The 24,585-nt window shown below is 64.8% G+C and carries 26 protein-coding genes, 1 tRNA gene and 1 pseudogene; 10 read left to right on the top strand and 18 right to left on the bottom strand.

Features of this window, described 5'->3' with window-relative positions; genetic code table 11:
• Nucleotides 1-78: 78 nt before the first annotated feature.
• Entirely contained in the window at nucleotides 79-1,446 is a 1,368-nt protein-coding gene (gene ftsY / locus P1U48_RS04980; protein ID WP_301067770.1) for a signal recognition particle-docking protein FtsY, read from the bottom strand.
• A gap of 271 nt (nucleotides 1,447-1,717) precedes the next feature.
• Between ftsY and P1U48_RS04975 the strand changes: the two genes are divergently transcribed.
• On the top strand, nucleotides 1,718-2,785 hold the full coding sequence (locus P1U48_RS04975; RefSeq protein WP_301067769.1) for an alkane 1-monooxygenase: 1,068 nt from the start codon (nucleotides 1,718-1,720) through the stop codon (nucleotides 2,783-2,785).
• 54 nt (nucleotides 2,786-2,839) lie between these two features.
• The gene (locus P1U48_RS04970; RefSeq protein ID WP_301067768.1) at nucleotides 2,840-3,268 is read left to right on the top strand and encodes a hypothetical protein; all 429 of its coding nucleotides are present in this window, start codon (nucleotides 2,840-2,842) and stop codon (nucleotides 3,266-3,268) included.
• 4 nt (nucleotides 3,269-3,272) lie between these two features.
• On the opposite strand, the gene xseA is transcribed toward P1U48_RS04970, so the two are convergent.
• On the bottom strand, nucleotides 3,273-4,859 hold the full coding sequence (gene xseA / locus P1U48_RS04965; RefSeq protein WP_301067767.1) for an exodeoxyribonuclease VII large subunit: 1,587 nt from the start codon (nucleotides 4,857-4,859) through the stop codon (nucleotides 3,273-3,275).
• Between the two features lie 240 nt (nucleotides 4,860-5,099).
• Between xseA and purD the strand changes: the two genes are divergently transcribed.
• Both purD and P1U48_RS04955 read left to right on the top strand, forming a co-directional pair.
• The gene (gene purD / locus P1U48_RS04960; RefSeq protein WP_301067765.1) at nucleotides 5,100-6,365 is read left to right on the top strand and encodes a phosphoribosylamine--glycine ligase; all 1,266 of its coding nucleotides are present in this window, start codon (nucleotides 5,100-5,102) and stop codon (nucleotides 6,363-6,365) included.
• Between the two features lie 2 nt (nucleotides 6,366-6,367).
• Nucleotides 6,368-6,976, top strand: a complete 609-nt coding sequence (locus P1U48_RS04955; protein WP_301067763.1) for a hypothetical protein — start codon at nucleotides 6,368-6,370, stop codon at nucleotides 6,974-6,976.
• Nucleotides 6,977-6,989: 13 nt separating this feature from the next.
• Here P1U48_RS04955 and P1U48_RS04950 read toward each other — a convergent pair whose 3' ends face one another.
• Nucleotides 6,990-7,748 carry a VCBS repeat-containing protein gene (locus tag P1U48_RS04950; protein WP_301067761.1) on the bottom strand — a complete coding sequence of 253 codons (759 nt, stop codon included), beginning with the start codon at nucleotides 7,746-7,748 and terminating at the stop codon, nucleotides 6,990-6,992.
• Nucleotides 7,748-8,071, bottom strand: coding sequence for a 2Fe-2S iron-sulfur cluster-binding protein (locus tag P1U48_RS04945; protein ID WP_301067759.1), 324 nt, complete (start codon nucleotides 8,069-8,071; stop codon nucleotides 7,748-7,750). The genes P1U48_RS04950 and P1U48_RS04945 overlap by 1 nt, the downstream gene beginning before the upstream one ends.
• Nucleotides 8,072-8,294: 223 nt before the next feature.
• Here P1U48_RS04945 and P1U48_RS04940 point away from each other — a divergent pair, with 223 nt between their 5' ends.
• Nucleotides 8,295-8,879, top strand: coding sequence for a peptidoglycan-binding domain-containing protein (locus tag P1U48_RS04940; protein WP_301067757.1), 585 nt, complete (start codon nucleotides 8,295-8,297; stop codon nucleotides 8,877-8,879).
• Nucleotides 8,880-9,164: 285 nt separating this feature from the next.
• On the opposite strand, the gene P1U48_RS04935 is transcribed toward P1U48_RS04940, so the two are convergent.
• From P1U48_RS04935 to rpiA, 7 genes are all read right to left on the bottom strand, one after another.
• Nucleotides 9,165-10,553, bottom strand: a complete 1,389-nt coding sequence (locus P1U48_RS04935) for a Do family serine endopeptidase (RefSeq protein ID WP_301067906.1) — start codon at nucleotides 10,551-10,553, stop codon at nucleotides 9,165-9,167.
• 285 nt (nucleotides 10,554-10,838) lie between these two features.
• Nucleotides 10,839-11,033 (bottom strand): DUF2065 domain-containing protein, encoded by a 195-nt coding sequence (locus P1U48_RS04930; RefSeq protein ID WP_301067756.1) that lies wholly within the window; start codon nucleotides 11,031-11,033, stop codon nucleotides 10,839-10,841.
• Nucleotides 11,033-11,920, bottom strand: a complete 888-nt coding sequence (locus P1U48_RS04925; RefSeq protein WP_301067755.1) for a protease modulator HflC — start codon at nucleotides 11,918-11,920, stop codon at nucleotides 11,033-11,035. The genes P1U48_RS04930 and P1U48_RS04925 overlap by 1 nt, the downstream gene beginning before the upstream one ends.
• Nucleotides 11,920-13,107, bottom strand: coding sequence for an FtsH protease activity modulator HflK (hflK, locus tag P1U48_RS04920; protein WP_301067754.1), 1,188 nt, complete (start codon nucleotides 13,105-13,107; stop codon nucleotides 11,920-11,922). The genes P1U48_RS04925 and hflK overlap by 1 nt, the downstream gene beginning before the upstream one ends.
• A gap of 59 nt (nucleotides 13,108-13,166) precedes the next feature.
• Nucleotides 13,167-14,528, bottom strand: a complete 1,362-nt coding sequence (gene gor / locus P1U48_RS04915) for a glutathione-disulfide reductase (protein WP_301067753.1) — start codon at nucleotides 14,526-14,528, stop codon at nucleotides 13,167-13,169.
• 69 nt (nucleotides 14,529-14,597) lie between these two features.
• Nucleotides 14,598-14,978, bottom strand: a complete 381-nt coding sequence (locus P1U48_RS04910; RefSeq protein ID WP_301067751.1) for a hypothetical protein — start codon at nucleotides 14,976-14,978, stop codon at nucleotides 14,598-14,600.
• Nucleotides 14,979-15,064: 86 nt separating this feature from the next.
• Entirely contained in the window at nucleotides 15,065-15,853 is a 789-nt protein-coding gene (gene rpiA, locus P1U48_RS04905) for a ribose-5-phosphate isomerase RpiA (protein WP_301067749.1), read from the bottom strand.
• Between the two features lie 316 nt (nucleotides 15,854-16,169).
• Here rpiA and P1U48_RS04900 point away from each other — a divergent pair, with 316 nt between their 5' ends.
• On the top strand, nucleotides 16,170-16,565 hold the full coding sequence (locus P1U48_RS04900; RefSeq protein ID WP_301067905.1) for an integrase core domain-containing protein: 396 nt from the start codon (nucleotides 16,170-16,172) through the stop codon (nucleotides 16,563-16,565).
• An 88-nt stretch (nucleotides 16,566-16,653) separates the two neighbouring features.
• Here the strand turns inward: P1U48_RS04900 and P1U48_RS04895 are convergent.
• From P1U48_RS04895 to P1U48_RS04880, 4 genes and pseudogenes are all read right to left on the bottom strand, one after another.
• A pseudogene (locus P1U48_RS04895) lies at nucleotides 16,654-16,935 on the bottom strand (transposase); the annotation flags it as partial.
• A gap of 40 nt (nucleotides 16,936-16,975) precedes the next feature.
• Nucleotides 16,976-17,203, bottom strand: a complete 228-nt coding sequence (locus P1U48_RS04890) for an Arm DNA-binding domain-containing protein (protein ID WP_301067748.1) — start codon at nucleotides 17,201-17,203, stop codon at nucleotides 16,976-16,978.
• A 165-nt stretch (nucleotides 17,204-17,368) separates the two neighbouring features.
• Nucleotides 17,369-17,444 (bottom strand) — tRNA-Thr (locus P1U48_RS04885).
• A gap of 52 nt (nucleotides 17,445-17,496) precedes the next feature.
• A complete protein-coding gene (locus tag P1U48_RS04880) occupies nucleotides 17,497-19,161 on the bottom strand; it encodes an iron ABC transporter permease (protein WP_301067904.1) in 1,665 nt (554 codons plus the stop codon).
• Nucleotides 19,162-19,228: 67 nt separating this feature from the next.
• Between P1U48_RS04880 and P1U48_RS04875 the strand changes: the two genes are divergently transcribed.
• Nucleotides 19,229-20,122, top strand: a complete 894-nt coding sequence (locus P1U48_RS04875) for a hypothetical protein (RefSeq protein WP_301067747.1) — start codon at nucleotides 19,229-19,231, stop codon at nucleotides 20,120-20,122.
• Nucleotides 20,100-21,239 carry a class I SAM-dependent RNA methyltransferase gene (locus P1U48_RS04870; protein ID WP_301067746.1) on the top strand — a complete coding sequence of 380 codons (1,140 nt, stop codon included), beginning with the start codon at nucleotides 20,100-20,102 and terminating at the stop codon, nucleotides 21,237-21,239. The genes P1U48_RS04875 and P1U48_RS04870 overlap by 23 nt, the downstream gene beginning before the upstream one ends.
• 98 nt (nucleotides 21,240-21,337) lie before the next feature.
• On the opposite strand, the gene P1U48_RS04865 is transcribed toward P1U48_RS04870, so the two are convergent.
• The 3 genes from P1U48_RS04865 to fabD form a co-directional block, all read right to left on the bottom strand.
• Nucleotides 21,338-21,571, bottom strand: coding sequence for an acyl carrier protein (locus P1U48_RS04865; protein ID WP_301067745.1), 234 nt, complete (start codon nucleotides 21,569-21,571; stop codon nucleotides 21,338-21,340).
• A 214-nt stretch (nucleotides 21,572-21,785) separates the two neighbouring features.
• Nucleotides 21,786-22,523, bottom strand: coding sequence for a 3-oxoacyl-ACP reductase FabG (gene fabG, locus P1U48_RS04860; protein WP_301067744.1), 738 nt, complete (start codon nucleotides 22,521-22,523; stop codon nucleotides 21,786-21,788).
• Between the two features lie 159 nt (nucleotides 22,524-22,682).
• On the bottom strand, nucleotides 22,683-23,624 hold the full coding sequence (fabD, locus tag P1U48_RS04855) for an ACP S-malonyltransferase (RefSeq protein WP_301067743.1): 942 nt from the start codon (nucleotides 23,622-23,624) through the stop codon (nucleotides 22,683-22,685).
• A 260-nt stretch (nucleotides 23,625-23,884) separates the two neighbouring features.
• Between fabD and P1U48_RS04850 the strand changes: the two genes are divergently transcribed.
• A complete protein-coding gene (locus P1U48_RS04850; protein WP_301067742.1) occupies nucleotides 23,885-24,175 on the top strand; it encodes a hypothetical protein in 291 nt (96 codons plus the stop codon).
• A gap of 28 nt (nucleotides 24,176-24,203) precedes the next feature.
• A complete protein-coding gene (rpsF, locus tag P1U48_RS04845) occupies nucleotides 24,204-24,560 on the top strand; it encodes a 30S ribosomal protein S6 (protein ID WP_301067741.1) in 357 nt (118 codons plus the stop codon).
• Nucleotides 24,561-24,585 lie beyond the last annotated feature (25 nt).

Genomic DNA, 24,585 nt, shown 5'->3' with positions numbered 1-24,585 from the left:
GGCGGCGGTCAGAGCCGGGTCGTCGGCACGCCCGAAGGGTGTTGCAACCAGAAGAAGCGATGATCTCGGTGCGGGCGATCATGCCAGGTCTTCGGCCCCGGTCAGGGCGCGGGCGAAATCCTGCGGATCAAAGGCGGCGAGGTCGTCGATCTGCTCGCCCACCCCGATGGCATGGATTGGCAGGCCGAACCGATCGGCCAGCGCCACCAGCACCCCGCCCTTGGCGGTGCCGTCCAGCTTGGTCATCACCAGCCCGGTGACATCGGCAAGTTTCTGAAAGATCTCGACCTGGCTCAGCGCGTTCTGGCCGGTGGTGGCATCCAGCACCAGCAAGGTGTTGTGCGGCGCCTCCGGGTCTTTCTTGCGGATCACCCGGACGATCTTGGCCAGTTCCTCCATCAGATCGGCGCGGTTCTGCAGCCGTCCGGCGGTATCGATCATCAACAGATCGGCGCCCTCGGCCTCGGCCCTTGTCATCGCGTCAAAGGCCAGGCTGGCCGGGTCGCTGCCCTGCGCCGCCTTCATCACCGGCACCCCGGCCCGGTCGCCCCAGACCTGCAACTGTTCGACAGCCGCGGCGCGGAAGGTGTCACCCGCGGCGATGATCACCTTTTTGCCCGCCGCGTTGAACTGGCTGGCCAGCTTGCCGATGGTGGTGGTCTTGCCAGAGCCATTGACCCCGACCACCAGAACCACCTGCGGTTTCTTGGGATAGAGTGGCATCGGGCGGGCAACCGGATCCATGATCCGGGTGATCTCATCCGCCAGCAGGCGCTTGATCTCGGCGGTCGACAATTTGCGCCCCATCCGCCCCTCGGCCAGGTTGGCAGTGACCCGCAGCGCGGTGTCGACGCCCATGTCCGAGGCGATCAGCAGATCCTCGAGGCTTTCCAGCATCGCGTCGTCAAGCGCCCGACGCAGCACCGGGGCGGCGGATTTTCCAGTGGGCGCATCGCGGCTGAACAGCCGCCCGAGGAACCCGGCGCGCGGGGCAGCGGCACCCGAGTCAGGAGTCGCGCTTGCGGCGGGCGGCGTTTCGACCGGGATTTCGACTGGCGCTTCGACGGGAGTCTCGGCCGGGGCCGGAGCCGGGATTTCAACTGGTGGAGCAGGCACCTCATCCGGGGCCTGAGGCACTTCGTCCGGCACCGATACCGGCGCGGGTTCAGGATCGGCGGGGCGTTCGACGGGCGTTTCAACAGGCACTTCCGCCGGTGTCGGCGCTGTCGGGGCAGGTTCCTCTGCCGGGAGTTCGACCGGTGCCGGCTCTGGCGTCGGTTCCGAGTCCGGTTCCGGCATTTCGGCGGGCGGCATCTCGACCGGCGGGGCCGGTTCGACAGGCTCTGGTGTGGTGTCGCCACCCTCCTCGACGATCGCATCCAGCCCCTCTTCCAGTTTGGAAGAGGATTTGAAGAGGCGGTCCTTGAGTTTAGAAAAGAAGGCCATGCCCAGCTGCTCCGCTCATTCCGTGGTTTCCACCTAATGCGGATCGCTCAGGGATGGAAGGGCAGCCCCGACCGACATCCCCCCAAGAGGCCCCGACAATGCCCACCAATCAGACCCGGCACCGACCGCGCGGGAACCCGCGCCAGGCGAAACGGCTTTGTCCTGCCGCAATTGCCGCGATAAGATCCGAATTGTGCCCGAAATTGCGCAGATTTCACCGCCATATGGACGCTTAGAAACAACCAAAAAAATCGGGCAGAAAGGTCAGCACATGGCTGCATTCACCTTCGCGACGCTGCTTCCCCTGCCACTGCTGCTGCTTGCGGCAGCCCTGGGCGGGACGTTCAGCTGGATCGCGCTGATCTATTTGACGGTGCTGATGCGGGTCCTCGACCTGCTGCTGCCGAAAAACTGGCGCAACCGCAACCCGCAGGCCGAATTCCCGGCCAGCAAGGGGCTGAGCCAGGTTCTGGGTATTGCCCATCTCTGGACGATGATCGCCGCAATCTTCTGGATCGGCGGACCGGCGGGCGCCGATGGCTTTGACGCGGCGATCACCGCCCTGGCCTTTGGCCTCTGGTTCGGCCAGATCAGCCACCCCAATGCGCATGAGCTGATCCATCGTTCCGACCGCCAGGCCCGGCAATTGGGGCGGCTGGTCTATATCTCGATGCTGTTTGGCCATCACGCCTCGTCACATCCCAAGGTGCATCACATCTATGTCGCCACGCCGCAGGACCCAAGTTCGGCCCGCCTTGGCGAAGGGTTCTGGCGCTTTGCACTCAGGGCTTGGTCGGGCTCGTTCTGGGCCGGGCTCAAGGCCGAACATGCCGACCTGCGCCGCGCCGGTAAATCGCTGTTCCTGAACCCCTATTTCGCCTATATCGGCGGTGCCGCGCTGATGCTGCTGATCGCCTATGCGCTGGCGGGAAAAAGTGGGCTGGCAGTGTTCCTGGGCCTGTCGCTGTTCGCACATCTGCAAATCCTGCTGTCGGACTATGTCCAGCATTACGGGCTGGACCGCGCCGTCCGCGCCGATGGCCGCTATGAACCGGTCGGGCCACAGCATTCCTGGAATTCGCCGCATGCGGCCTCGGGCGCAATGATGCTGAACGCGCCGCGCCATTCCGATCACCACATGAATCCGATGCGCCCCTACCCGGCCCTGCAACTGGATCGTGAGACGATGCCGATCCTGCCTTACAGCCTGCCGTCGATGGCGATGATCGCGCTGGTCCCGGGCTGGTGGCGGCGGGTGATGGACGACCGTATCGGCTATGTCGAAGAGTTCAGCGACGACTTTGATTTTGAGGATTTTGGCGGCGAAAGCACCGCCTGATCGCCATCGTTACCGCCGCCCTAAACAGCTTTGTCATTGGCATGCGCCCCGCGGATGCGCCATGATCGTGGCATGAAAAAGCTGCTGCGCCTCGCCCCGCTCCTTGCCCCGCTGCTCGCCCAGGCGGCGCTTGCCGCCGACGTGCCGATGAGCGCGGATGATTTCGACGCGCTGACCCTTGGCAAAACCTATTATTATGGCGCCGATGGCCGCGCTTACGGGGTCGAAGAATATCTGCCCGATCATCGGGTGCGCTGGTCATTCCTGGATGGCAAATGCCAGGACGGGCATTGGTATGAGGATCATGGGCTGATCTGTTTCGTCTATGACACCAGCCCCGATGACCCGCAATGCTGGAGCTTTTTTCACGGCCCCGGCGGGCTGGTCGCCCGGTTCGCCAACAATCCGCAAAGCACCGCGCTCTACGAGGTGGAAAACAGCACCGAGCCGATGATGTGCCTGGGTCCGGAGGTTGGCGTCTGAGGGATCAGAACAGGCTGCCCTGATCTGGCGGCGGGTCACCCGGTTTGCGCCCGGCGCGCGATGTCGGCTTTGCAGCCGCGCCAGCGCCGGATGGCCCACCACCTGCGCCACCGACCTCAAGCCGCCCATCCGAAAACTCGATCTCCAGCGCCGCCGCCTGGCTGGCCGCCGCCCTGCGGGTCAGCACCAGACCGGTCCCATCGCGCACCACCGCATAGCCCCGAACCAGCGTCGCCTCATAGCCCAGCGTCTGGCGCAGCCGCTCCACCGCGTCGAGCCGTTCTTTCATCTGTGCCAGCCGCAGTTCCCAACCGCTTTGCAACCGCTCAGCGCCGCGCCCCAGGTCCTGCCGCTTGCGGGCCACATCCGCACGGATCGGCTCGACCCGCAGCCGCGCCGCCCGGGCCGCCAGCGCCTCGCGCCGCCGGGTCACGCCCTGGGTCAGACCGGGGTCCAGCCGCGCCGCCCAATCGTCCAGCCGTCCCCGCGCCGCCTGCAACCGCCCGCGCAGCAGCCCGGGCCGCAATGTGCCGGCGATCTCTGACAGCGCCACCCGGCGCCGCTGCACCCCGCCGGTCAGCGCGGCAGGCAGCCGGTCCGCCCATTGATCAAAGCGCTGGCGCGGCCCGTCCAGCAGGTTGTCGCGGCGCGGCAATGCCCGGGCCAGATCGCGCAGCCGCTGGCCGCGCTGGCTCAGGCTCTGGGTCTCGGCCCGCACCAGGCGGCCGCCGAGACTGTCGAGCGCGCCGATCAGCTCGACCCGCACCGGCACCGCCCGCTCGGCGGCGCCGGTCGGGGTCGGGGCCCGGTAATCGCTGACATAGTCGATCAGGGTGGTGTCGGTCTCATGGCCAACCGCCGAGATCAGCGGGATCTCTGATGCCGCCGCCGCCCGGGCCACGATCTCCTCGTTGAACCCCCAGAGATCCTCGATCGAGCCACCGCCGCGCGCCACGATGATCAGATCGGGGCGTGGCAGGGCACCGCCGGGGGTCAGCGCATTGAACCCCTCGATCGCCCGCACCACTTCGGGCGCGCAATTCTGCCCCTGCACCGCGACCGGCCAGATCAGCACCTTGCGCGGAAACCGGTCGCGCAGCCGGTGCAGGATGTCGCGGATCACCGCGCCACTCGGGCTGGTGACCACGCCGATGACCTCGGGCAGGAACGGCAGCGGCCGCTTGCGCTCCACCGCGAACAGCCCCTCGGCCTCCAGCTTTTTCTTGCGCGCCTCCAGCATCGCCATCAGCGCCCCGGCCCCTGCCGGTTCGACGCTCTCGACATTCAGCTGGTATTTCGACTGCGGGCCAAAGGTGGTCATCCGCCCGGTGACGATCACCTCCATCCCCTCTTCGGGCTGGTGGCGGAACTTGGCGACCTGACCTTTCCAGGACACACAGGCGATCACCGAACGATCGTCCTTCAGATCGAAATACATATGCCCGGTGCGCGCCACCATCACCCGCCCGACCTCGCCCCGCACCCGGACATGGCCGAATTCGCCCTCGATCAGACGCTTCACCGCGCCGGTGAGGTCACTGACGCTGAATTCCGGCGTGTTGCCTTGCGGGTCTTCGAAAAGCTCGTCCATATGCTCCTGCCTCTGCGCCTCAGGTCTACCCCGAAGCCGACCGCGCCGACAATCCCACCTGGCCTGCCCAGCTGCTTCCTCTGGTTCAAAATATCCTCGGGGGGGCGCCCGCAGGGCGCGGGGGGCAGACAGCCCCCCCTCTGGCCTCCTCTCCCCCTTTGGCCCCCTCCCGGCGCCAAACCTTGCCCTCGCCCGCGCCGCCGCCTAGAACCGCCGCAAACCTCAGGCGGAACGGCAGATATGAACATCCTCATCCTCGGCGGCGGTGGCCGCGAACATGCGCTGGCCTGGGCCACCTTGCAGAATCCGAAATGCGACAAGCTGATCGTCGCGCCGGGCAATGCCGGCATCGCGGCGATTGCCGAATGCGCCAGCCTCGACATCCTGAACGGCAGCGCCGTCATCGGCTTTGCCGAAGAGAACGCCATCGACCTGATCATTATCGGCCCCGAGGCGCCGCTGGCCGCCGGGGTCGCCGACGATCTGCGCGCCGCCGGGCTGATCGTCTTTGGCCCGTCCCGGGCCGCTGCGCAGCTTGAGGCCTCCAAGGCCTTCACCAAGGCAATCTGCGACGCCGCGGGCGCCCCCACTGCCGCCTATGCCCGCTTTGGCGAAGCCGCGCCCGCCCGCGCCTATATCGCCGAAAAAGGCGCACCGATCGTGGTCAAGGCCGATGGGCTGGCCGCTGGCAAAGGGGTGATCGTGGCGATGACCGAGGCCGAGGCGCTGGAGGCCATCGACGACATGTTCTCGGGCGAATTCGGCGAAGCCGGGGCCGAGGTGGTGATCGAGGACTTCCTGACCGGTGAAGAGGCCTCGTTCTTTGTCCTCTGTGACGGCGAGACCGCCCTGCCAATCGGCACCGCCCAGGATCACAAACGCGCCTTTGACAACGATGAGGGCCCGAACACCGGCGGTATGGGCGCCTATTCCCCGGCGCCGGTGCTCTCGGATGCGGTGGTGCAAAAGACCATGCAGCAGATCATCCATCCGACCCTGGCCGAAATGGCCCGGCGTGGCACCCCCTATCAGGGCATCCTCTATGCCGGGTTGATGATCGAAAATGGCGAACCGCAGCTGATCGAATACAATTGCCGCTTTGGCGACCCCGAATGCCAGGTGCTGATGATGCGGCTCGGGGCGCAAGCGCTCGATCTGATCCAGGCCACCGCCGAAGGCCGGCTCGCCGAAATGCAGGTCAACTGGGCCGAGGATCACGCGATCACCGTGGTGATGGCGACCCGGGGCTATCCCGGCGATTACCCCAAGGGCAGCGAAATTCGCGGCCTCGAGGCGCTGCCGGAAACCTCGTTCGAGATGTGCTTTCATGCCGGAACCCGCCAGGAGCGCGGCTCGCTCCTCGCCAATGGCGGCCGGGTGCTGAACGCCACCGCCCGCGGCGCCAACCTGGCCGAGGCCCGCGACCGCGCCTATGCCATGATCGACGCCATCGACTGGCCCGAGGGCTTTTGCCGCCGCGACATCGGCTGGCGAGTCCTCGGCTGACGATGGAACGGCGTCGGTTCCGCTGGAAGCCCGCCCTCCTGCGCCAGGCCTGGGAGGTCGAGGTCGACGCGACCGGCATCACAAAGCTGGGCACCAAGGGCTGGCGGATCGCCTTTGCCGACGTGACCCGGCTGGCCTTCACCCGCGAAACCCTGCGCGGCACGCTGTTCAGGCGGCTGCAGATCCACGCCGGTGGCCGCCGGTATCAACTTGGTATCAATACCGGGACACTCGGCTATCGCTCCGATCCCGACGCACAGGCGCATTTCGCAATGATCCGCGCCATCGCTGCCGGCCTTGCCAGCGCCGTGCCAGAGGTGCCGGTGGACCTGGGTCGGCAGGGCGGCGCGCGCTGGGCGATGTTCCTGGTCGGGCTCCTTGGTGTGCTGGCCAGCGTCGGCTTTGTCGCCGCAGCGGCCAGCTTGCGCCGGGGCGGGTTGTCGGTTGAGGCCGGGTTGCCGATTCTGCTGCTGTCACTGATCGGCGGCCTTTACGCCTGGAGCAACCGGCCCTGGACGCAACCGCCGCGAATTGTCGCCGCCGACTTCCCCGCCAGGCTCGACATCCTGGCGCAAACGGGTCCGGGCAGCGAAACCGACCTGCCGGATTGACGGGATCCATCGCTCATCGGCAGGCCAGCGCCGCCTGTTCTGCAGCCTTGGAATAGGCGCCCGCGTCGCGCGCAATCAGGCGAGCGCCCTGAAGCCGGGTCAGGATCAGCCGGGTGCGGCTGGCATTCGCGGTCACGATCTCGGCCTGCCCGCTGCAGTCACGGATACCGCCGGAAATCGCGGTTTCGCCGAACCGGTGATTGGTCAGCCCGGCCAGATCAGCGACATGCTCAAGCCGTCCGTCGCGAAACCGCCAGACCCGCAGCACCTTGGCCAGATGCGGGCGGTCGATATAGGCGATCTCGACATGGCCGTCGCCGTCCAGATCCGCAGCCCCCAGCTGCGCCAGCCAGCGGTGACTCTGGCCGATATAGGGGGTCGTCGTCAGCCGCGCGGCGCTCACCCCGGTCTGGCGGTAGATGGCCAGCCGCGCGCCCTTGTCGCGGTGGCTTTCGACGGTCAGGATTTCAGGCACCCCGTCGCCGGTCAGATCGGCAAGGATCGGTTTCACATCCTCAAACACCAGCGTGTTGGGCAGGACCACATGACTCGCCGCCGATCCGGCCCGGCAGGGCGGCGTCAAGGTGACAAAGACCGTCAGCGCCGCCCATTCATAGGGATCGCCCAATGCGCCATGCGGATAGCGGTCGGTTGGGGTGTTGTAGATCGCATCGCGCAACGGTCCGACGCATTCGGTCGGCACCGCCCGCGCCGCCGCCGGGCTCAGCGACAGGCCCAGCAGCAGGGCCAGCGCCAGCGCCGCGCGCGGCATCAAATCTGGCGTTCGGGCATCTGCACGATCAGCCCGTCCAGCGCATCGCTGACCTTCAGCTGACAGGTCAGACGCGACCGGGCCGGATCGGGCTCAAAGGCGAAATCCAACATATCCTCTTCCATGTCGCCCTTGCTGGGCAGCTTATCGACCCAGGCCGGGTCGACATAGACATGGCAGGTGGAACAGGCACAGGCGCCGCCGCAATCGGCCTCGATTCCCGGAATGCCGTTGTCGCGTGCGCCTTCCATCACGGTCATGCCGTTGGCAACCTCAACGACATGCTCGGTGCCGTTGTGCTCGATATAAGTGATTTTCGCCATGGTGCTCCCTTCCTGTGGGCCCCGGTCTAGCCGGGCGCGGCGGGTCATTCCAGAGCATTTTCCGCCCCCCCGGGACAAGGCGGCGTGATCCGACCCGCGCCGCTCCGCCAGCCCGCCCGCGCGGCAAGGCTTCCGCGACGCGGGAAAACCGGTTAAACTGCCGCAAAACCAGCGGCCCAAGCCGCGCGACGCAGAGCAGAGACCGAGCAGCAAAGGCACATAGATGCGCGACATCCGACCCCGTTCGGTCCGGCTCAGGCAATTGGGCGCGGCGATCCTTTGCGCGCCGCTCGTCGGCTGCGGCGCGACAGAGCTGGCGGTTCAGTCACTGGGCGAACCCGAGGTCACCCAGATCCGCGCCAATGCGCCGCCGGGTGCCGCGCCAGGCACCTGCTGGGGCCGCGACGCCACCCCGGCGGTGATCGAAACCATGACCGAACAGATCCTGATGCAGCCGCCACAGATCCATACCGATGGCAGCGTCCTGCAACCGGCGGTCTACAAGACCGAAACCCAGCAGCGCATTGTGCAGGAGCGTCGCGAGGTCTGGTTCCGCACCCCCTGCCTGCCCGAGCTGACACCCGAATTCGTCGCCTCGCTGCAACGCGCACTCGAGGCGCGTGGCCATTACAGCGGGCCAATCACCGGGATGCTGGACGAACACACCCGCCGCGCGGTGCGCGCCTATCAAAAACCGCAGGGACTCGACAGCGGCATCCTGTCCCTGGCCGCGGCCCGCAAGCTCGGCCTGGCGGTGGTGGAAACCCCCGGCGCCGGGGCCGAAACATTGCCGGTCAAACCCGGCTGAACCGCCCCTGCCCCTCCCGCTGCAATCGTCCCGATCTTCCTCTGGTCAAAAATATCCTGGGGGAGCGTGAGGGGGCAAAGCCCCCTCGCCCCAATCAGCCAAAGAAATGCGCCGCAGGCGCGCAATCTGGTCAGGTCCCCGGGGTCAGCCCGAAGTCTGAGCCCCAAGTCTGGCCCCCAAGTCTGGGCCTGGTCAGGTTGAACCCCGCGCGCAAACGAAAACGGCCCCGGGACTCCCCGGGGCCGCCTGCAAACACTTGCGACAGGCGTCACGCCCAATCCTGCGTCACTCGGCCTCGTCCACCGGCAGCGCAACAAAGCGCGGGTCACCGGCCCGGCGCACCAGCAGCAGGATCGACTTGCGGCCGGCATCGCGGGCGTCGCTGACCCGCTCTTCCAGATCGCTCAGGCTGGCGATTTTCTGCTGCCCGGCCTCGGTGATCAGATCGCCGGCCCGCAGCCCCTTGTCATAGGCTTGCGAAGTCTCGTCGACATCGACCACCACCAGACCTTCGGCATTGTCGCCCAGTTCCAGCTGGGTCGACAGTTCCGGGGTCACCGGGCTCAGCGTCATGCCCATCATGTCCTGCTGTTTCGGTGCCATCTCTTCCTCACCCCCCGGCTGGGCGGCGGGCACGGCGGTTTCTGCCTGCTCACGGCGACCCAGCGTGACCTTCAGCACCTCTTCGGCACTGCCGCGCCAGACAATCACCCGGACCGTCTTGCCGACCTCGGTGTTGCCGACCTGGCGCACCAGGCTGCGGGTGTCATCGACCTTGCGCCCGTCGAATTCCAGGATCACGTCACCGGCCTGCATGCCGGAGTCACGCGCCGGGCCTTCGGGCACATCGGTGACCAGGGCGCCGCGCGCCTCTTTCAGATCCATGGCTTCGGCCATATCCGGGGTGACGTCCTGAATCCGCACCCCGAGCCAACCGCGGCGGGTCTCGCCAAAGTCTTTCAGCTGCAGCACCACCCGCTTGACCACATTCGAGGCCATCGAAAAGCCGATGCCGATCGAACCGCCGTTGGGCGACAGGATCGCGGTGTTCACCCCGACAACTTCACCGTCCAGATTGAACAGCGGCCCGCCGGAATTGCCCCGGTTGATCGCCGCGTCGGTCTGGATGTAATCGTCATAGCTGCCCGAAAGCTCGCGGTTGCGCGCCGAAACGATCCCGGCAGAGACCGAGAACCCCTGGCCCAGAGGGTTGCCCATCGCCAGCACCCAGTCACCGACCCGTGCGGTGTCGCTGTCGCCGAAATTGACAAAAGGCAACGGCTTGTCGGCTTCGACCTTCAGCAGCGCGATATCGGTTTTCGGGTCCGTCCCGACGACCTTGGCCTTGTGCACGCCGCCGTCAAAGAACTCGATGCTGATCTCATCCGCCGACTCGATGACATGGTTGTTGGTCACCACATAACCGTCTTCGGAAATCACAAAACCCGAACCCAGGGCCGAGGATTTGCGCGGCCGCTGCTGATCCTTGTTGCGATCACGGAATTCCTTGAAGAAATCCTCGAAGGGTGAACCTTCGGGGACCACCGGATTGGCGCCTGCATTGCCCGCGACCGTGGTCGAGGTGGTGATATTCACCACTGCGGGGCTGAATTTTTCGGCCAGATCGGCAAAACTCGATGGCCGGGACTGCGCGGCGGCGGATTGCGCCAGCATCACCAGTATCACGACGATACCGGTGACCAGCGCCCTGAATGACCAGAGCGCCGCCGCGTCCTGATCCTTGGCTTGGATGGCATAGGCCCGATGTCTCACACCCGTTCTCCTCTTTGGTGAAACGCCCTGACCGCCGTGGCGCGGCCTTGGGCGACGTATTTTGTGGGGCACGATAACAGCGTCCCTGATGATGTTATCCAATGTAGGCGAGTCTGCGCGCAACTCAAAGCCTGTCGCGCCGCGTCAACTGCGCGTGAAGCCCGCGTGACGGCCACGCCCCGCCACTCACATGCAGACCCCGCGCCCCAGCCAGACCAGCACCACCCCGAGGGCCAGCGCCAGCAGGCCCAGGTTGCGGCGCGCGGCTTCCGGCAGGGTTTGCAGCGCCTCCAGCATGCGTTCGACAAGCGAAGGGGCCAGCGCATAGGCCAGCCCCTCGACGATCAGCACCAGCCCAAGGGCCAGAAACAGGATCTGCATCACTCAGCCGCGGTCGCGACAGCGCCCTCGGACGACCGCATAAAATTAAAGAATTCGCTGTCCGGGGACAGAACCATGGTCGAATTCTCGCCTTTCAGCGCTTTCTCATAGGCGTTGAGCGACCGATAGAATTCAAAGAATTCCGGATCGGCGCCAAAGGCTTCGGCATAGATCGCGTTCCGCAGCGCATCCGCCTCACCCCGGGCGATTTCTGATTGGCGCTTGGCATCCGAGACGATTTCGACCTGGGTGCGATCCGATTGGGCGCGAATCCGCTGCGCCGCCTCGTTGCCCCGGGCGATTTCATCCGCCGCTTCACGTTCTCGTTCAGCCCGCATCCGGCCAAAGGTCGAGTCGAGGTTTGCGCTTGGCAGGTCGGTGCGTTTCAGCCGCACGTCGATGATTTCCAGCCCCAGATTGCGGGCCTCGCCAATCGCGCCATTTCGAATCCGCAGCATCAGGGTTGCCCGATCGGCGCTGAGAATGTCGTTGGAGCTGACCGAGCCGAGGATCTCGCGGGTTTGCGAGCGCAGGATCGAATCCAGACGGGTTTCCGCCGCCGCGATCCCGCCCACGCCAACGGCCTGACGGAACTGGTTCACATCGACGATCCGGTAGCGCGCAAAGGCATCGACCACCAGGCGGCGATCGTCCAGCGGTGTCACTTCAAGCGGGTCGATGTCACGCGACAGGATCCGGTCGTCATAGCGCACGACCTCCTGGATCAGCGGGATCTTGAACGCCAGCCCCGGTTCCTCCTTGACCGAGACAACGCGCCCGAATTGCAGGATCAGCGCCTTTTCACGCTCATCCACGATAAAGATCGACGACAGCAGCAGGACGACTGCCGCGACCAGAATGACAAGTAGTGCCGGTCCCTTACGCATCAGTTGGTCCCCCCATCGGTGCCGGATCGGCGCAATTCATTCAACGGCAGGTAAGGCACCACGCCCGATCCGCCCGCATTGTCGTCGAGGATGATCTTGTCGACATCGCCCAACACTCTTTCCATGGTCTCCAGATAGAGCCGCTTGCGCGTCACCTCTGGTGCCTTTTTGTATTCCGCCAGAACCGCGCTAAAGCGGCTGGCCTCACCCTTGGCCTCGTTCACCACCTGAGCGCGATAGCCTTCGGCCTCTTCCAGAACCTGCGCGGCTTCACCGCGGGCACCGGCAAGCACCGTGTTGGCATATCTGTCCGCCTCTTTTTCCAGCCGGTCGCGCTGCTGCTCGGCCGCCTGCACTTCGCGGAAGGCGTCGATCACCTGCTCGGGCGGGTCAGCCTTGTCAAAGGTCACCCGCACCACGTTCAGCCCGCTGTCATAGCTGTCGAGGGTCTGCTGGACCAAGTCCCGCAGCCGGCTGGCAATCGACCCCCGGTCACGGTTCAGGATCGGTGCCAGTTCCGATTGCGCGATGATCTCGCGCATGGCGGATTCTGCGACCGAACGGATGGTCATCCGCGGATCGCGCAGGTTGAACAGGTATTTCGCCGGATCATTGATGTTCCAGACCACCTGGAAATCAATGTCGACGATGTTTTCATCGCCGGTCAGCATCAGCCCGGCATCACTGCCGCGCCCGCCGACGCCGATCTCTTCGGTCTGTTCGCGGGTGACTGGAATCACCTCGTAGGTGACCACTGGCCAGGGTGCGAAATTCAGCCCCGGACCGCCGGTCGAGGAATATTTGCCAAACAGCAGCTCGACCGATTGTTCTTCGGGTTTGACCGTGTAGAAACTGGCCACGCCCCACAGAACCACCGCAACCACCGCAGCAATGCCAATGGTGCCACGGGTCAGAGCCGGACCGCCGCCGCCGCCACCACCGGCGCCGTTGGGCTGGCGAGGGCCGCCACCGCGTCCGCCCATCAGCACCTTGAGCTGGTCCTGACCTTTGCGCACAAGATCGTCGATATCGGGAATCTGCGGGCCTTCACCCGGGCGTTTGCCGCCGTTCGCGGGCCGCCGTCCGCCATTGCCATTGCCATTCTGGCCATTCCCATTCTGACCGTCGCCGCGATTTCCGTCATCGCCGCCACCGCCGCCCCATGGGCCGCCGGATTGTCCAGACATGTTGTTCCTTCCCTAACTTAAATGGAGTCCTGCACTACCTGTGCAGGAAATGCGAAATTTCAAGACGTCCGCACCGGTTCGCGCATCGTCACCAGTTCTTCGGACATGGTGGGATGCACCGCCACGGTGCGGTCAAAATCTTCTTTGGTGGCGCCCATCTTGACCGCAATACCGGCCAGTTGGATCATCTCACCCGCCTGCGGCGCCACAATGTGGCACCCCAGAATCTTGCGCGTGGCCTGACTGACCACGAGCTTCATCAGAACCCGGTCAGAGCGCCCGGCAAAGCTTTGCTGCATTGGCTTGAACGAGGTGCAATAGACCTCGATCGCTTCCTGTTCGCGCGCGTCCTCCTCGCTCAGCCCGACGGTGCCAAGCTCGGGCTGGGTGAACACCGCCGAGGGGATCAAGTCGTGATCCACCGGCGTCGGGTTGCCCCGGAACACGGTTTCAACAAAGGCCATGCCCTCGCGGATCGCCACCGGGGTCAGGTTCACCCGGTCGGTCACATCGCCAATCGCATAGATCGACGGCACCGCGGTTTGCGAATAGGCATCGACCAAAATCTCGCCGCGCCGCCCGGTCTCGACCCCCAGCCCCTCAAGGCCCAGGTCATCGCTGTTCGGATCGCGGCCGATGGCGAACAGCACCTGATCGAAATGCATCTCCGATCCGTTGGTCGCCTTGACCTTGATGCCCGCGCCATCACGAACCATTTCCAGGATATTGGTGCCGCAATGGATATTGACGCCGTTCTGGCGCATCTCGTCGGCGATCAGCCCGCGCGCCTCGTCGTCAAAGCCTCGCAGGATCTGCGCGCCGCGATAGAATTGGGTGACCTGACAGCCCAGCCCGTTCAGAATTCCGGCGAATTCGCAGGCGATATAGCCACCGCCAACCACCAGAATCCGGTCCGGCAGGGTGTCGAGGTGAAAGATCTCGTTCGAGGTGATGGCCAGTTCGCCACCGGGAATATCCGGTGTTACCGGGCGGCCACCGCTGGCAATAAGGATGTGCTTGGCGGTGACGACCTCGCCGCTGGACAGCGCAATCGTATGGGCGTCGCGCAACCGGGCGCGGGCGTCATAGGTGGTCACCCCGGCGCCGCTCAGCAGATTGCGATAGATGCCCTCCAGCCGATCAAGCTCGGCCTCAAGCTTGCCGCGAAAGGCGGGCCAGTCGAACACCGGATCGCTCAGCGTCCAGCCATAGGCGCGGGCATCCTCGACCATCGCCGGATATTCGCTGGCAAAGACCATCAGCTTTTTCGGCACGCAGCCGCGGATTACACAGGTGCCGCCATAGCGGTCTTCCTCGGCCAGCGCGACTTTGGCACCGGTTTCCCCGGCCGCCACACGCGCGGCGCGCACGCCGCCCGATCCGCCACCGATGACGAAGAGATCATAGTCGAAATTGCTCATGTCCGTTTCCCCGAAAGGTCGCGCCCCATAGACCACAGCACCGCGCGAATGGCCAGAGCCGACACCGGGTCAGGCGGGGTAACTCGACCGCGCCTGCACCCGCCAGCGCCCGTCGATCCGCGTCACGATCCAGAGCGACGGATACACCCCGATCACCGACCCATCCGCGCGGTAGTGGGTGAATTCCACATCCAAATGCGCCTTGTTCGCATCCGCGTGAATGATCGTCCGACGGGTCCAGGCGCTGTGATGCCAGCCGCCGGTATCGGACCGGGCCAGAAAGGTGTCTACCCCGTAATCTTCTGCTTTTTCATAAACCTGGACGCCCGAGGTGGACAGGCGATAATGCGGGAAATGCAACGTTGCCCGCATGCCATCGCTGTCCTGCGCGTTCAGCGCGACCATGAAATCGTCCAGAACCTTCAGAGCCGCCTGCTCGACATCGGCCATCTTGCGTCTCCCTTGCGATGGCGCTCAGGCTGCGCGCAACGGTCAGGATTGTCCAGCAGCGCCCTCGTCGGTCGCAGCCATGTGGTTCAGTCGCTCAGATCGCGGAACAGGTTGTCGTCCTCAAGGAAATCCAGACGATCCTCTTCGATCGAGCCATCGTTGATGTCACGCACCTCGACCCGGCCATCGCCATAGCCGACCACGACCTTGTCGCAGATGTCGATGAACAGCCCGTTTTCCACCACCCCGGGGATCTGGTTCAGCACCATCGACAGCTGCCGGGCGTTGCCGATCCGGTTCAGATGCAGATCGAGAATGAAATTGCCCTCATCGGTAACAAAGGGGCTGGAACCGTTCATCCTGAGCGTCGAATTGCGGCCCAGCACATCCATCGAGATCAGCATCTCCTCGATCAGCGCCTGGCTGGTCTGCCAGCCAAAGGGAATCAACTCAAGCGGCAGCGGAAAGGCGCCCAACGCCTCGACCTCCTTGCCGACATCGGTGATCACGATCATCTGGTCACTGGCGGTGGCGACGATCTTTTCCTGCAGCAGCGCGCCGCCGCCGCCCTTGATCAGGTTCAAATCCTGGTCGAATTCATCGGCCCCGTCGATGGTCAGATCCAGCCACTTCGCCTCGTCCAGGCTGATCACCTGAATGCCGCAATCGCGGGCCAGTTCGGCGGTCCGGACCGAGGTCGGCACGCCCTTGATCTTGAGCCCGTCCTCGCGCACCAGCTCGCCCAGGCAGCGCACCATCCAGGCGGCGGTGGATCCGGTGCCAAGTCCGACCCGCATGCCATCCTCGACAAAGTCGACGGATCGCTTGGCGGCAACAAATTTGGCCTTGTCGATGGGTGAAAGTTCTCCGGACATGGGGCAGCTCCGTAAGGGGGTCGCCTCGCTTATAGGCAAGGCCGCACCGGGATGGTAGCCCGATGGCGCGCGTCATCGCCGCGGGGCGCGAAAACTATTGCACAAATAGTTTTCTCTAAGGCTTTTCGTCGAAAAGCCTTGCCACCGCCAGCCCCAGAACGCGCCCAAAACTGCACGCCCGAAATCTTTTTGGCAAAAAGATTGGGATCTATCCCCTTTAGATACGGTCGTCGGGTTCGCATCTTCTATTCAAGAGAGGGATGTTCGACCATGAAACCTTGAAGTGGTCCCATAAAACTGGACAGTCAGCTAGGTTCTGAGTTGGCGGCTCTCGAACACGATGCATGCTGACTTCTGTGCCGATGCGTTGAACGAGGCCATCGCCAAGCACGGCCCGCCCGATATCATGAACACGGATCGAGGCGGACAGTTCACCGGATCGGCATGGATCACGACATTGACCGAGGCCGGGGTGCGCATCTCGATGGACCGGCGCGGACGTTATCTGGACAACATCTTCATTGAGCGTCTCTGGCGAAGCCTGAAACAAGCGGCGATCTACCTCGAAGAAATCAATGATGGCTTCCAGGCCCGGCGTGTCATCAAGAGCTGGATGACATACTACAATACCAAGCGGCCCCATTCCGCGCTTGATCGGTGCCCGCCGGACCAAGCATACCGGACCGGCTTGGAAGAGCAAAAAGCAGCATGAAACCTAAACCCGATACACCTTGGAAACGCTGCGAACCTGTCCGAAAAGATGGGACGACTTCAAAGGAACCGTTAAGCCATGCATAGACCTCACTGAAATGAACCATCAGTACGCGGTCGCCTTTTTTTGGAATAGTGCGCTCCTCGGTCACGCGGGCCAACTCACGCTTCAACCGTTTGATCTCGGCGGCCTGCTCCGCAACCTCTGATCTGACGCTTGGCGACTTCGAAAACTGCGCCTTCCAAGTGTACAGCGACTTGCTACTGACACCTAACCGCTCGGCCACTTCACTGACCGCGTAACCACGCTCAACATCCTGCGCCACAGCGTCCCGCTTAAACTCGTCTGTAAATCGAATTCCCTTGCTCATATCGGTCCCCCCTTGGTCCCAAAATTACCAAGTGAAGCATCTAAAAATCTAGGGGCACCTCAGTCACGAGCTTGGCGGGCTTTGGCCAGTGTCGCTGCAGGAAGTCGCCGATCACCAACAGCCGTGCCTTCCCATAAATGCGATACTTGAACCGCCACGATTTCGCGCCACTGACTTTGACCAAGATGAACAACCCTTCAAGGTCGCTGACTTTGTAGGCCTTTTCTGTCGAATGTAGGTTTCGAATCTTGATATCGCTTAGCGACATGGTGGGGGTATGCAATTCTTTCAGTGTTCATCGTACCCCCAGAAATACCCCCAATGTGGGGGTGCGCTGCTGGACGCACCTAAACAGCGCCGGACAAACGACCTCGCCAATGACCTTATAAACAAGGGGAAATCGGACATCATCGTACAAGTCTGGATGATAAAATGGTGCCCCCACACGGACTCGAACCGCGGACCTACTGATTACAAATCAGTTGCTCTACCAGCTGAGCTATAGGGGCAATGGCGACCGTTTACGGCCTCTGGCACAGCCAATCAAGTGCGATCATCACGCTAGCTGCGGTTGGCGCGGGCCAACAGTGCGACGGCGGCCAGGCCGACAAGGATCACCAGGATTGCCGCCGGGGCGGCGTCGCCGATATTCTCAAGCGAGGCTTGGTCATGCACCCGTGTCGCGAGGGTGTCGTAGTTGAACGGGCGCAGCAGCAGGGTGGCGGGCAACTCCTTGACGCAATCGACAAAGACCAGCAGCAGCGCCGAGGCCAGGGTGCCGCGGATCAGCGGGAAATGCACCGCCCGCAGCACCTGGCCACGGCTGCGCCCCAGCGAGCGCGCCGCCATCGGCAGCGACGGTGACACCCGCCCGAATGCCGCATCCGCCGCCCCTTGGGCAATCGCAAAGAAGCGCACCGAATAGGCCAGGATCATAGCAAAGGCGGACCCGGTCAGGATCAGCCCGATATTCCGGCCGGTGACCGCCTCGACTGTGTCGGCCAGGGCGTGATCGACCTGCGCCAGCGGGATCAGGATGCCGACCCCCAGCACCGCCCCCGGCGCCGCATAGCCAATGGTGGTCAGCGGCATCAGCAGGCGCGGCAGCCGCCGCCCCGACAGGCGCACCCCATAGACCAGGAACACCGCCGCCAGCACCGTCAGCAGCGCCGCGATGCCGCCGACCGTCAACGTGTGCAGCAAGGCCCGCCCCAGCGCCGGATCGGCCCAGGCCCCGGCATTGTCCAACGCATGGCCGAGGATCACCGTGCTCGGCAGGACAAAGCCCAACAGCACCGGCAGGCAGCAGAGTGCACAGGCCAGCCAGCCGGCGCGCCCCTGCAATATCACCGGGCGCACCGGGCGATGGCCGCGCGCGGCGTTGTAATGGCGCGAGCGCCGCCGCGACAGCTTTTCGATCAGCACCAGCGCCACCACCAGGGTCAGGATCACGCTGGCGATCTGCGCGGCGCCACCGGCGTTGTTGCTTTCCAGCCAGGTCGAGAAAATCCCGGTGGTCAGGGTCTGCACCGCGAAATAGTCGACGGTGCCGAAATCGTTCACGGTTTCCATCATCACCACCGCGACCCCGGCGGCAATCGCCGGGCGCGCCAGCGGCAGCCCGACCCGGCGGAACCGGCCAAAGGCGCCGACGCCGAGTGACATCGCCACCTCTTCGCTGGCCCCGGCCTGTTCGCGAAACGCCGCCCGCGCCAGCAAATAGACATATGGGTATAGCGCCGCCGACAGCACCAGCACCGCCGCCCCCAGCGATCGGATCTGCGGGAACCAATAGTCGCGGGCGCTGGTCCAGCCCATCAGATGGCGCAGCCCGGTCTGCACCGGCCCGGCATATTCCAGGAAATCGACCAGCGAATAGGCCCCGACATAGGCCGGAATCGCCAGCGGCAACAGCAGCAGATAATCCAGCCAGCGGTCGCCCGGGAACCGGTAACGGGTGACGATCCAGGCCGCCCCGGTGCCCATCGCCGCAGTCAGCAGCCCGACTCCGGCCATCAACCACAGGGTGTTGGCCAGATAGCGCGGCAGGGTTGTCGCCCAGAGATGCGGCCAGATATTGTCGCCGCCCTGCAGCAGTGGCGCCAGCGCGATCCAGATCACCGCGAGGATCGGCGCGATCGCCAGCAGCGCAATCACGATTGCCCCCAGCGACCAGACCGATGGCCCGCTCAGCCGCCGTGGAATTTGTGTCGGAATCTCCACCATCCCTGCCCCATGCCGCAAACCGCTTTTACTGTCCAGCCGCGCCGCGATATAGAACCAGAGACCGAGCATGAGGGAAACGGCCGAAATGGAAATCGTCCTGCACGCAGGCGCGCATTGCACCGACGAAGACCGGCTGATGAAATGCCTGCTGAAGAACAAGCACCTGTTCCTGCCGCAGGGCATCGCCGTGCCGGGGCCATCGCGCTATCGCCGCCTGCTGCGCGACGCGGTGCAGGCGCTGGCCAAGGGCCCGCCCGCGGTCAATGCCCGTGACATCCTGCTGGACCAGATCGTCGAACAGGACGGCGCCCAGCGGGTGCTGCTGTCGAGCGAGAATTTCTTTTGCGTGCCGAAACTGGCGGTCAGCGAAGGCATGTTCTATCCGCGCGCCGAGGTTCGGATCGCGGAATTCGAGCAATTGTTCGCCGGCGATCAGCTGACTCTCTGCCTCGGCATCCGCAATCCGGCCAGTTTTCTGCCGGCGCTGTTCGCGCAGAGCCCGCAGGAGGAATTCCTGAGCTTTCTCGACGGCACCGACCCGACGCAACTGCGCTGGTCGGAATTGATCCGGCGCCTGCGCGCCGCCCACCCGGATGTGGAAATCGTGGTCTGGTGCAACGAGGATACGCCGCTGATCTGGGGTTCGGTGATTCGCGAGGTGGCCGGGCTCGAACATGGCACCAAGATCACCGGCGGCTTTGACCTGCTCTCCGAAATCATGAGCCGCGAGGGCATGCAGCGGTTCCGCGCCTATCTGCATTCGCATCCGGTGATGACCGAACGGCAGAAACGCCGGGTGATCGCCGCCTTCCTCGACAAATTCGCGATTGAAGAGGAAATCGAAGAAGAGCTCGACCTGCCCGGCTGGGACGAGGCCTATGTCGATTTCCTGACCGAGCAATACGAAGAAGACGTCTTTGCCATCGAACGCATCCCCGATGTCCATCTCATCGCCCCCTGAGGGCGCGCCCGGAGGGCTGTTCCTGGCGGCGCCGCCAGGGCTCGAGGCGGTGCTGGCCGAAGAGGCGCGCGAGCTGGGCCTGACCGGCGTCAGCATCGTCGCGGGCGGCGTTGAAACCGATGGCGGCTGGGCCGAGGTGCAACAGGCCAATCTCTGGCTGCGCGGTGCCACGCGGGTGTTGTGGCATATTGCCAGCTTTCGGGCGCTGCATCTGGCGCAGCTCGACAAACGCGCCCGGCGGCTGGACTGGGCGGCGATCCTGCGCCCGGATGTGGCAGTCAGGATCGAAACCACCTGCCGAAAATCGCGCATTTATCACGCCGGGGCCGCGACCCAGCGGGTGGCGCGGGCCATCACTGAAACCCTCGGCGCGCCGCGCGCGACCGAGGCTGGCACCGGGCTGCTGGTTCGGGTGCGGATCGAGGATGACCTCTGCACCATTTCCATCGACACCTCCGGTGAGCCGCTGCACCGGCGTGGGCACAAACTGGCGGTGGGCAAGGCCCCGATCCGGGAAAGCATGGCAGCGCTGTTCCTGCGCCAATGCGGCTATGACGGCTCCGAGCCGGTGCTCGACCCGATGTGCGGCTCCGGCACCTTTCCGATCGAGGCCGCGGAAATCGCCGCCGGGCTGGCGCCGGGGCGGTCCCGCGGTTTTGCCTTTGAGCAGCTCGCCGGGTTTGATGCCACCGCCTGGCAGGGTCTGCGCGCGGACGCGGCGCGTCCCGGCACCCCGGGCCTGACCTTTTATGGCCGGGATCGCGATCAGGGCGCGATCCGCATGGCGACAGAAAATGCCGAACGCGCCGGGGTGGCGGCGCTGACCCAGTTTGCCTGTCAACCAATCAGCGCGTTGACCCGCCCCGAAGGCGCGCCGGGGCTGATCATGGTCAACCCGCCCTATGGCGACCGGATCGGCAATCGCAACCTGCTGTTCGGCCTCTACGGCAGCCTCGGCCAGGTGCTGCGCGACCATTTCCGTGGCTGGCGCCTGGGGATGGTGACCAGCGATGGCGGGCTGGCCAAGGCCACCGGGCTGAATTTCGCCGAGATCGGGCCGCCGGTGCCGCATGGCGGGCTCAGCGTGAAACTCTACCGCACCGACGCGCTGCGCTGATCCTGGCCCGACAGGCCAGACGGAATCGCAAAGGCCCCCGCCGTTTCCGGCAGGGGCCTTGTCAATCAATCAGCCTGATGCTGCGCGAAAGCGCTGGCTCAGGAGGCTTCGGTGATGAATTTCACGGCGTCGCCAAAGGTCTGGATGTTTTCGGCGGCGTCATCGGGGATTTCGATCCCGAATTCTTCCTCGAACGCCATCACCAGTTCGACAGTGTCAAGGCTGTCAGCGCCGAGATCGTCGATGAACGACGCATTCTCAGCAACCTTATCCTCTTCCACACCCAGATGGTCGACAACGATCTTTTTCACCCGGTCTGCGACATCGCTCATGATACTTCCTCACGTCTTGGGCGCATTGGCCCGGTTCTGCCCTCGCCCCAGCGGGGTCGTGCTCGTCATGCCCATGTGGGCGGCTCGATCCCGCGGCTGCGGGTGCCTGGTGTCCTGGAACCCCCGGCGAAATATCAGCCGCCTATAGCATATGGCGCAAAGGAGGCAAACGCTTTCGCTGCCCGAATGCAACCGGCGGTTTCAGCGTCTCGACTCAAAGCATCGCCATGCCGCCGTTCACATGCAGGGTGGCGCCGGTGACATAGCCCGCCTCGGGACTGGCCAGATACAGCACCGCCGCGGCAATCTCGCCCGGCTCGCCCATCCGCCCCGCGGGCACCTGGCCCAGAATCGCGGTCTTTTGATCGTCGTTCAGCTTGTCGGTCATCGCCGTGGCGACGAACCCGGGCGCCACGCAATTCACCGTGATGCCGCGGCTGGCGACCTCATAGGCGATGCTTTTCGACATCCCGACCAGCCCGGCCTTTGACGCTGCGTAATTCGCTTGGCCCGGATTGCCGGTGGCGCCGACGATCGACGAGATATTGACGATCCGGCCCCATCGCGCCTTCATCATGGGCCGCATCACCGCCCGGCACAGCCGCATTGTCGAGGTCAGGTTGACCTCGATGACGCTCTGCCAATCCTCATCGCTCATCCGCATGAAAATCTGATCGCGGGTGATCCCGGCGTTGTTGACCAGCACATCGACCGATCCCATAGCCTCGACGGCCTGTTTCGGCAGCGCCTCGACCGCCGCCGCATCGCTGAGGTTGCAGGGCAGCACATGCGCTCGCTCGCCGAGTTCGACGGCCAGCGCCTCCAGCGGCTCCAGCCGCGTGCCCGACAGGCCGACGCTGGCCCCGGCACCATGCAGCGCCCTGGCAATCGCGCCACCAATTCCACCGGAGGCCCCGGTCACAAGTGCGGTCTTGCCGCTCAGATCAAACATCTCGCTCTCCATCCCGGACCAAGGTCCGCCTGCTTCCTCTGGTCAAAAATATCCTGCGGGGGTCCGGGGGTGCAAAACCCCCGGCCACGTCGCCAAATTTCTACCCTGTCCGACTCAGCCGCACCGGGCCCAGCCCAATCCGACTCAGCCCGACCCGACTCAGCCCTTCAGGCTTGCCGCCGCCGCGGCCACCTGATCCGGGGTGCCGACGGCGCGACATTCAATCTCGCGCGCGATGCGGCGGATCATCCCCGACAGCGCCTTGCCGGCACCGATTTCCCAGATCTCGCTGACCTCGTGGGCGGCCATCCACATCACGCTTTCACGCCAACGCACCGATCCGGTGACCTGCTCGACCAGCAGTGAGCGCAGGGTTTCCGGATCGCTGACCGGACCGGCCTCGACATTGGCGATCACCGGCACCGCTGGGCGCTGCAATTCGACATCGTCCAGGGCCTGGGCCATCGCCTGCGCCGCCGGTTCCATCAGGGCGCAATGGAACGGGGCGCTGACCGGCAGCAGCATCGCCCGCTTGGCGCCCCTGGCCTTGGCGATCTCCACCGCGCGTTCGACCGCCGCCTTGCTGCCCGACACCACCACCTGGCCCGGATCGTTGTCATTGGCAGCCTGACAGACATCGCCCTCGGCCGCCGCTTCGGCAATTTCGACGGCGGTGGCGAAATCAAGCCCCAGCAGCGCCGCCATCGCGCCCTGACCCACCGGCACCGCGCTCTGCATCGCGTCGCCGCGAATCCGCAGCAGCCGGGCGGCATCGGTGACGCTGAGCGCTCCCGCAGCCGCCAGCGCCGAATATTCGCCCAGCGAATGACCGGCGACACAGGCGGCATCGGTGATCTTCACGCCTTCGGATTCCAGCGCCCGGAACGCCGCCAGAGAGGTCGCCATCAGCGCCGGCTGCGCGTTGCGGGTCAGGGTCAGCGCCTCCTGCTCGCCCTCCCAGATCAGGGTCGAGAGTTTCTCGCCAAGTGCCGCGTCGACCTCGTCGAACACCGCCTTGGCGGCCGGATAGGTTGCGGCCAGCGCCTGGCCCATGCCGATGGTCTGGGCGCCCTGCCCGGGAAATACAAATGCGCGGCTCATTCTGCCCCCTCCGTCGCTGCCGGGCCTGCATTCGGCCCTTGGGGCCCGGGGATAGCGCGCCCGAGCGGCACTGTCCATCGCGATGCCCCGCGCAAAGCCGCAAGCCACCGCCTGCAAGCGGAACCGGACCACGCCACCGGCTACATTGTCCGCGCCAGCAGAAACCGGGCCATGACCCGCCGCAACCGCCCCGGCGCCGGGGCCGGATTTCTTTGCCCGTCGCGGCCACCCGACGGCGGTCTTTGACGCCAGCCATCCCTATGCTGGATGGGCAAGAGGCCGAGGGCACATTATCCCTGCAGGGCCAGACCCGGCCGCTGTCGTTTCCGTTTCGCCTGACCATCAGCGACGGCATCGGCGCCAACCTGCCCGACCCGGCGCCCCCGGCGCGTGTCGTCACCTTGTGCTTTGGCATTGAGGCGCGTCGATTGACCCGTCGCGCCCTTGCGCCGCTGCCGGTTCCGGGCTATGCGGACGCCGCCCCTGCACCATGCATGAACCGCGCAGTCTCTCGTGACCGGCCGGCAGGGGCGCAAATGGCCCGTCTATGAAATGCGCCTTGATAGAAATGGAGTGCACATGCCGCTTTATGAGCATGTATTCATCTCGCGCCAGGATCTTTCCAACGCGCAGGCTGAAGGTCTGATCGAACATTTTGCTGCCGTCCTGTCCGACAATGGCGGGAAGCTCGTGGATCACGAGTATTGGGGCGTCAAGACGATGGCCTACAAGATCAACAAGAACCGCAAGGGCCATTACGCCTATCTGCGCTCCGACGCCCCGGCGCCGGCAGTTCAGGAAATGGAACGGCTGATGCGGCTGCATGACGACGTGATGCGGGTGCTGACCATCAAGGTCGATGAGCACGCCGAAGGTCCGTCCATCCAGATGCAGAAACGTGACGAACGCGACGATCGCCGTCGCGAGCGCCGTTGATCCCAAGCCTGAAGAAAGGAACATA

This window comes from Pseudooceanicola sp., from assembly GCF_029213205.1.
Lineage (GTDB): Bacteria > Pseudomonadota > Alphaproteobacteria > Rhodobacterales > Rhodobacteraceae > Pseudooceanicola.
Note: the sequence above shows the minus strand (reverse complement) of the source record. Positions and strands in the feature narration are given on the sequence as shown.

Coding starts and splice junctions, on each gene's coding strand:
- rpiA (WP_301067749.1), bottom strand. CDS start 15,853: ATGTCCGGAGAACTTTCACCCATCGACAAGGCCAAATTTGTTGCCGCC.
- P1U48_RS04935 (WP_301067906.1), bottom strand. CDS start 10,553: ATGCTGGCGCAATCCGCCGCCGCGCAGTCCCGGCCATCGAGTTTTGCC.
- P1U48_RS04950 (WP_301067761.1), bottom strand. CDS start 7,748: ATGCCGCGCGCGGCGCTGGCGCTGGCCCTGCTGCTGGGCCTGTCGCTG.
- P1U48_RS04940 (WP_301067757.1), top strand. CDS start 8,295: ATGCGCGACATCCGACCCCGTTCGGTCCGGCTCAGGCAATTGGGCGCG.
- hflK (WP_301067754.1), bottom strand. CDS start 13,107: ATGTCTGGACAATCCGGCGGCCCATGGGGCGGCGGTGGCGGCGATGAC.
- P1U48_RS04910 (WP_301067751.1), bottom strand. CDS start 14,978: ATGGCCGATGTCGAGCAGGCGGCTCTGAAGGTTCTGGACGATTTCATG.
- gor (WP_301067753.1), bottom strand. CDS start 14,528: ATGAGCAATTTCGACTATGATCTCTTCGTCATCGGTGGCGGATCGGGC.
- P1U48_RS04875 (WP_301067747.1), top strand. CDS start 19,229: ATGAGGGAAACGGCCGAAATGGAAATCGTCCTGCACGCAGGCGCGCAT.
- P1U48_RS04890 (WP_301067748.1), bottom strand. CDS start 17,203: ATGTCGCTAAGCGATATCAAGATTCGAAACCTACATTCGACAGAAAAG.
- purD (WP_301067765.1), top strand. CDS start 5,100: ATGAACATCCTCATCCTCGGCGGCGGTGGCCGCGAACATGCGCTGGCC.
- P1U48_RS04970 (WP_301067768.1), top strand. CDS start 2,840: ATGCGCCATGATCGTGGCATGAAAAAGCTGCTGCGCCTCGCCCCGCTC.
- P1U48_RS04870 (WP_301067746.1), top strand. CDS start 20,100: ATGTCCATCTCATCGCCCCCTGAGGGCGCGCCCGGAGGGCTGTTCCTG.
- rpsF (WP_301067741.1), top strand. CDS start 24,204: ATGCCGCTTTATGAGCATGTATTCATCTCGCGCCAGGATCTTTCCAAC.
- P1U48_RS04930 (WP_301067756.1), bottom strand. CDS start 11,033: ATGCAGATCCTGTTTCTGGCCCTTGGGCTGGTGCTGATCGTCGAGGGG.
- P1U48_RS04975 (WP_301067769.1), top strand. CDS start 1,718: ATGGCTGCATTCACCTTCGCGACGCTGCTTCCCCTGCCACTGCTGCTG.
- fabD (WP_301067743.1), bottom strand. CDS start 23,624: ATGAGCCGCGCATTTGTATTTCCCGGGCAGGGCGCCCAGACCATCGGC.
- P1U48_RS04880 (WP_301067904.1), bottom strand. CDS start 19,161: ATGGTGGAGATTCCGACACAAATTCCACGGCGGCTGAGCGGGCCATCG.
- xseA (WP_301067767.1), bottom strand. CDS start 4,859: ATGGACGAGCTTTTCGAAGACCCGCAAGGCAACACGCCGGAATTCAGC.
- P1U48_RS04955 (WP_301067763.1), top strand. CDS start 6,368: ATGGAACGGCGTCGGTTCCGCTGGAAGCCCGCCCTCCTGCGCCAGGCC.
- P1U48_RS04945 (WP_301067759.1), bottom strand. CDS start 8,071: ATGGCGAAAATCACTTATATCGAGCACAACGGCACCGAGCATGTCGTT.
- ftsY (WP_301067770.1), bottom strand. CDS start 1,446: ATGGCCTTCTTTTCTAAACTCAAGGACCGCCTCTTCAAATCCTCTTCC.
- P1U48_RS04925 (WP_301067755.1), bottom strand. CDS start 11,920: ATGCGTAAGGGACCGGCACTACTTGTCATTCTGGTCGCGGCAGTCGTC.
- P1U48_RS04850 (WP_301067742.1), top strand. CDS start 23,885: ATGCTGGATGGGCAAGAGGCCGAGGGCACATTATCCCTGCAGGGCCAG.
- P1U48_RS04865 (WP_301067745.1), bottom strand. CDS start 21,571: ATGAGCGATGTCGCAGACCGGGTGAAAAAGATCGTTGTCGACCATCTG.
- fabG (WP_301067744.1), bottom strand. CDS start 22,523: ATGTTTGATCTGAGCGGCAAGACCGCACTTGTGACCGGGGCCTCCGGT.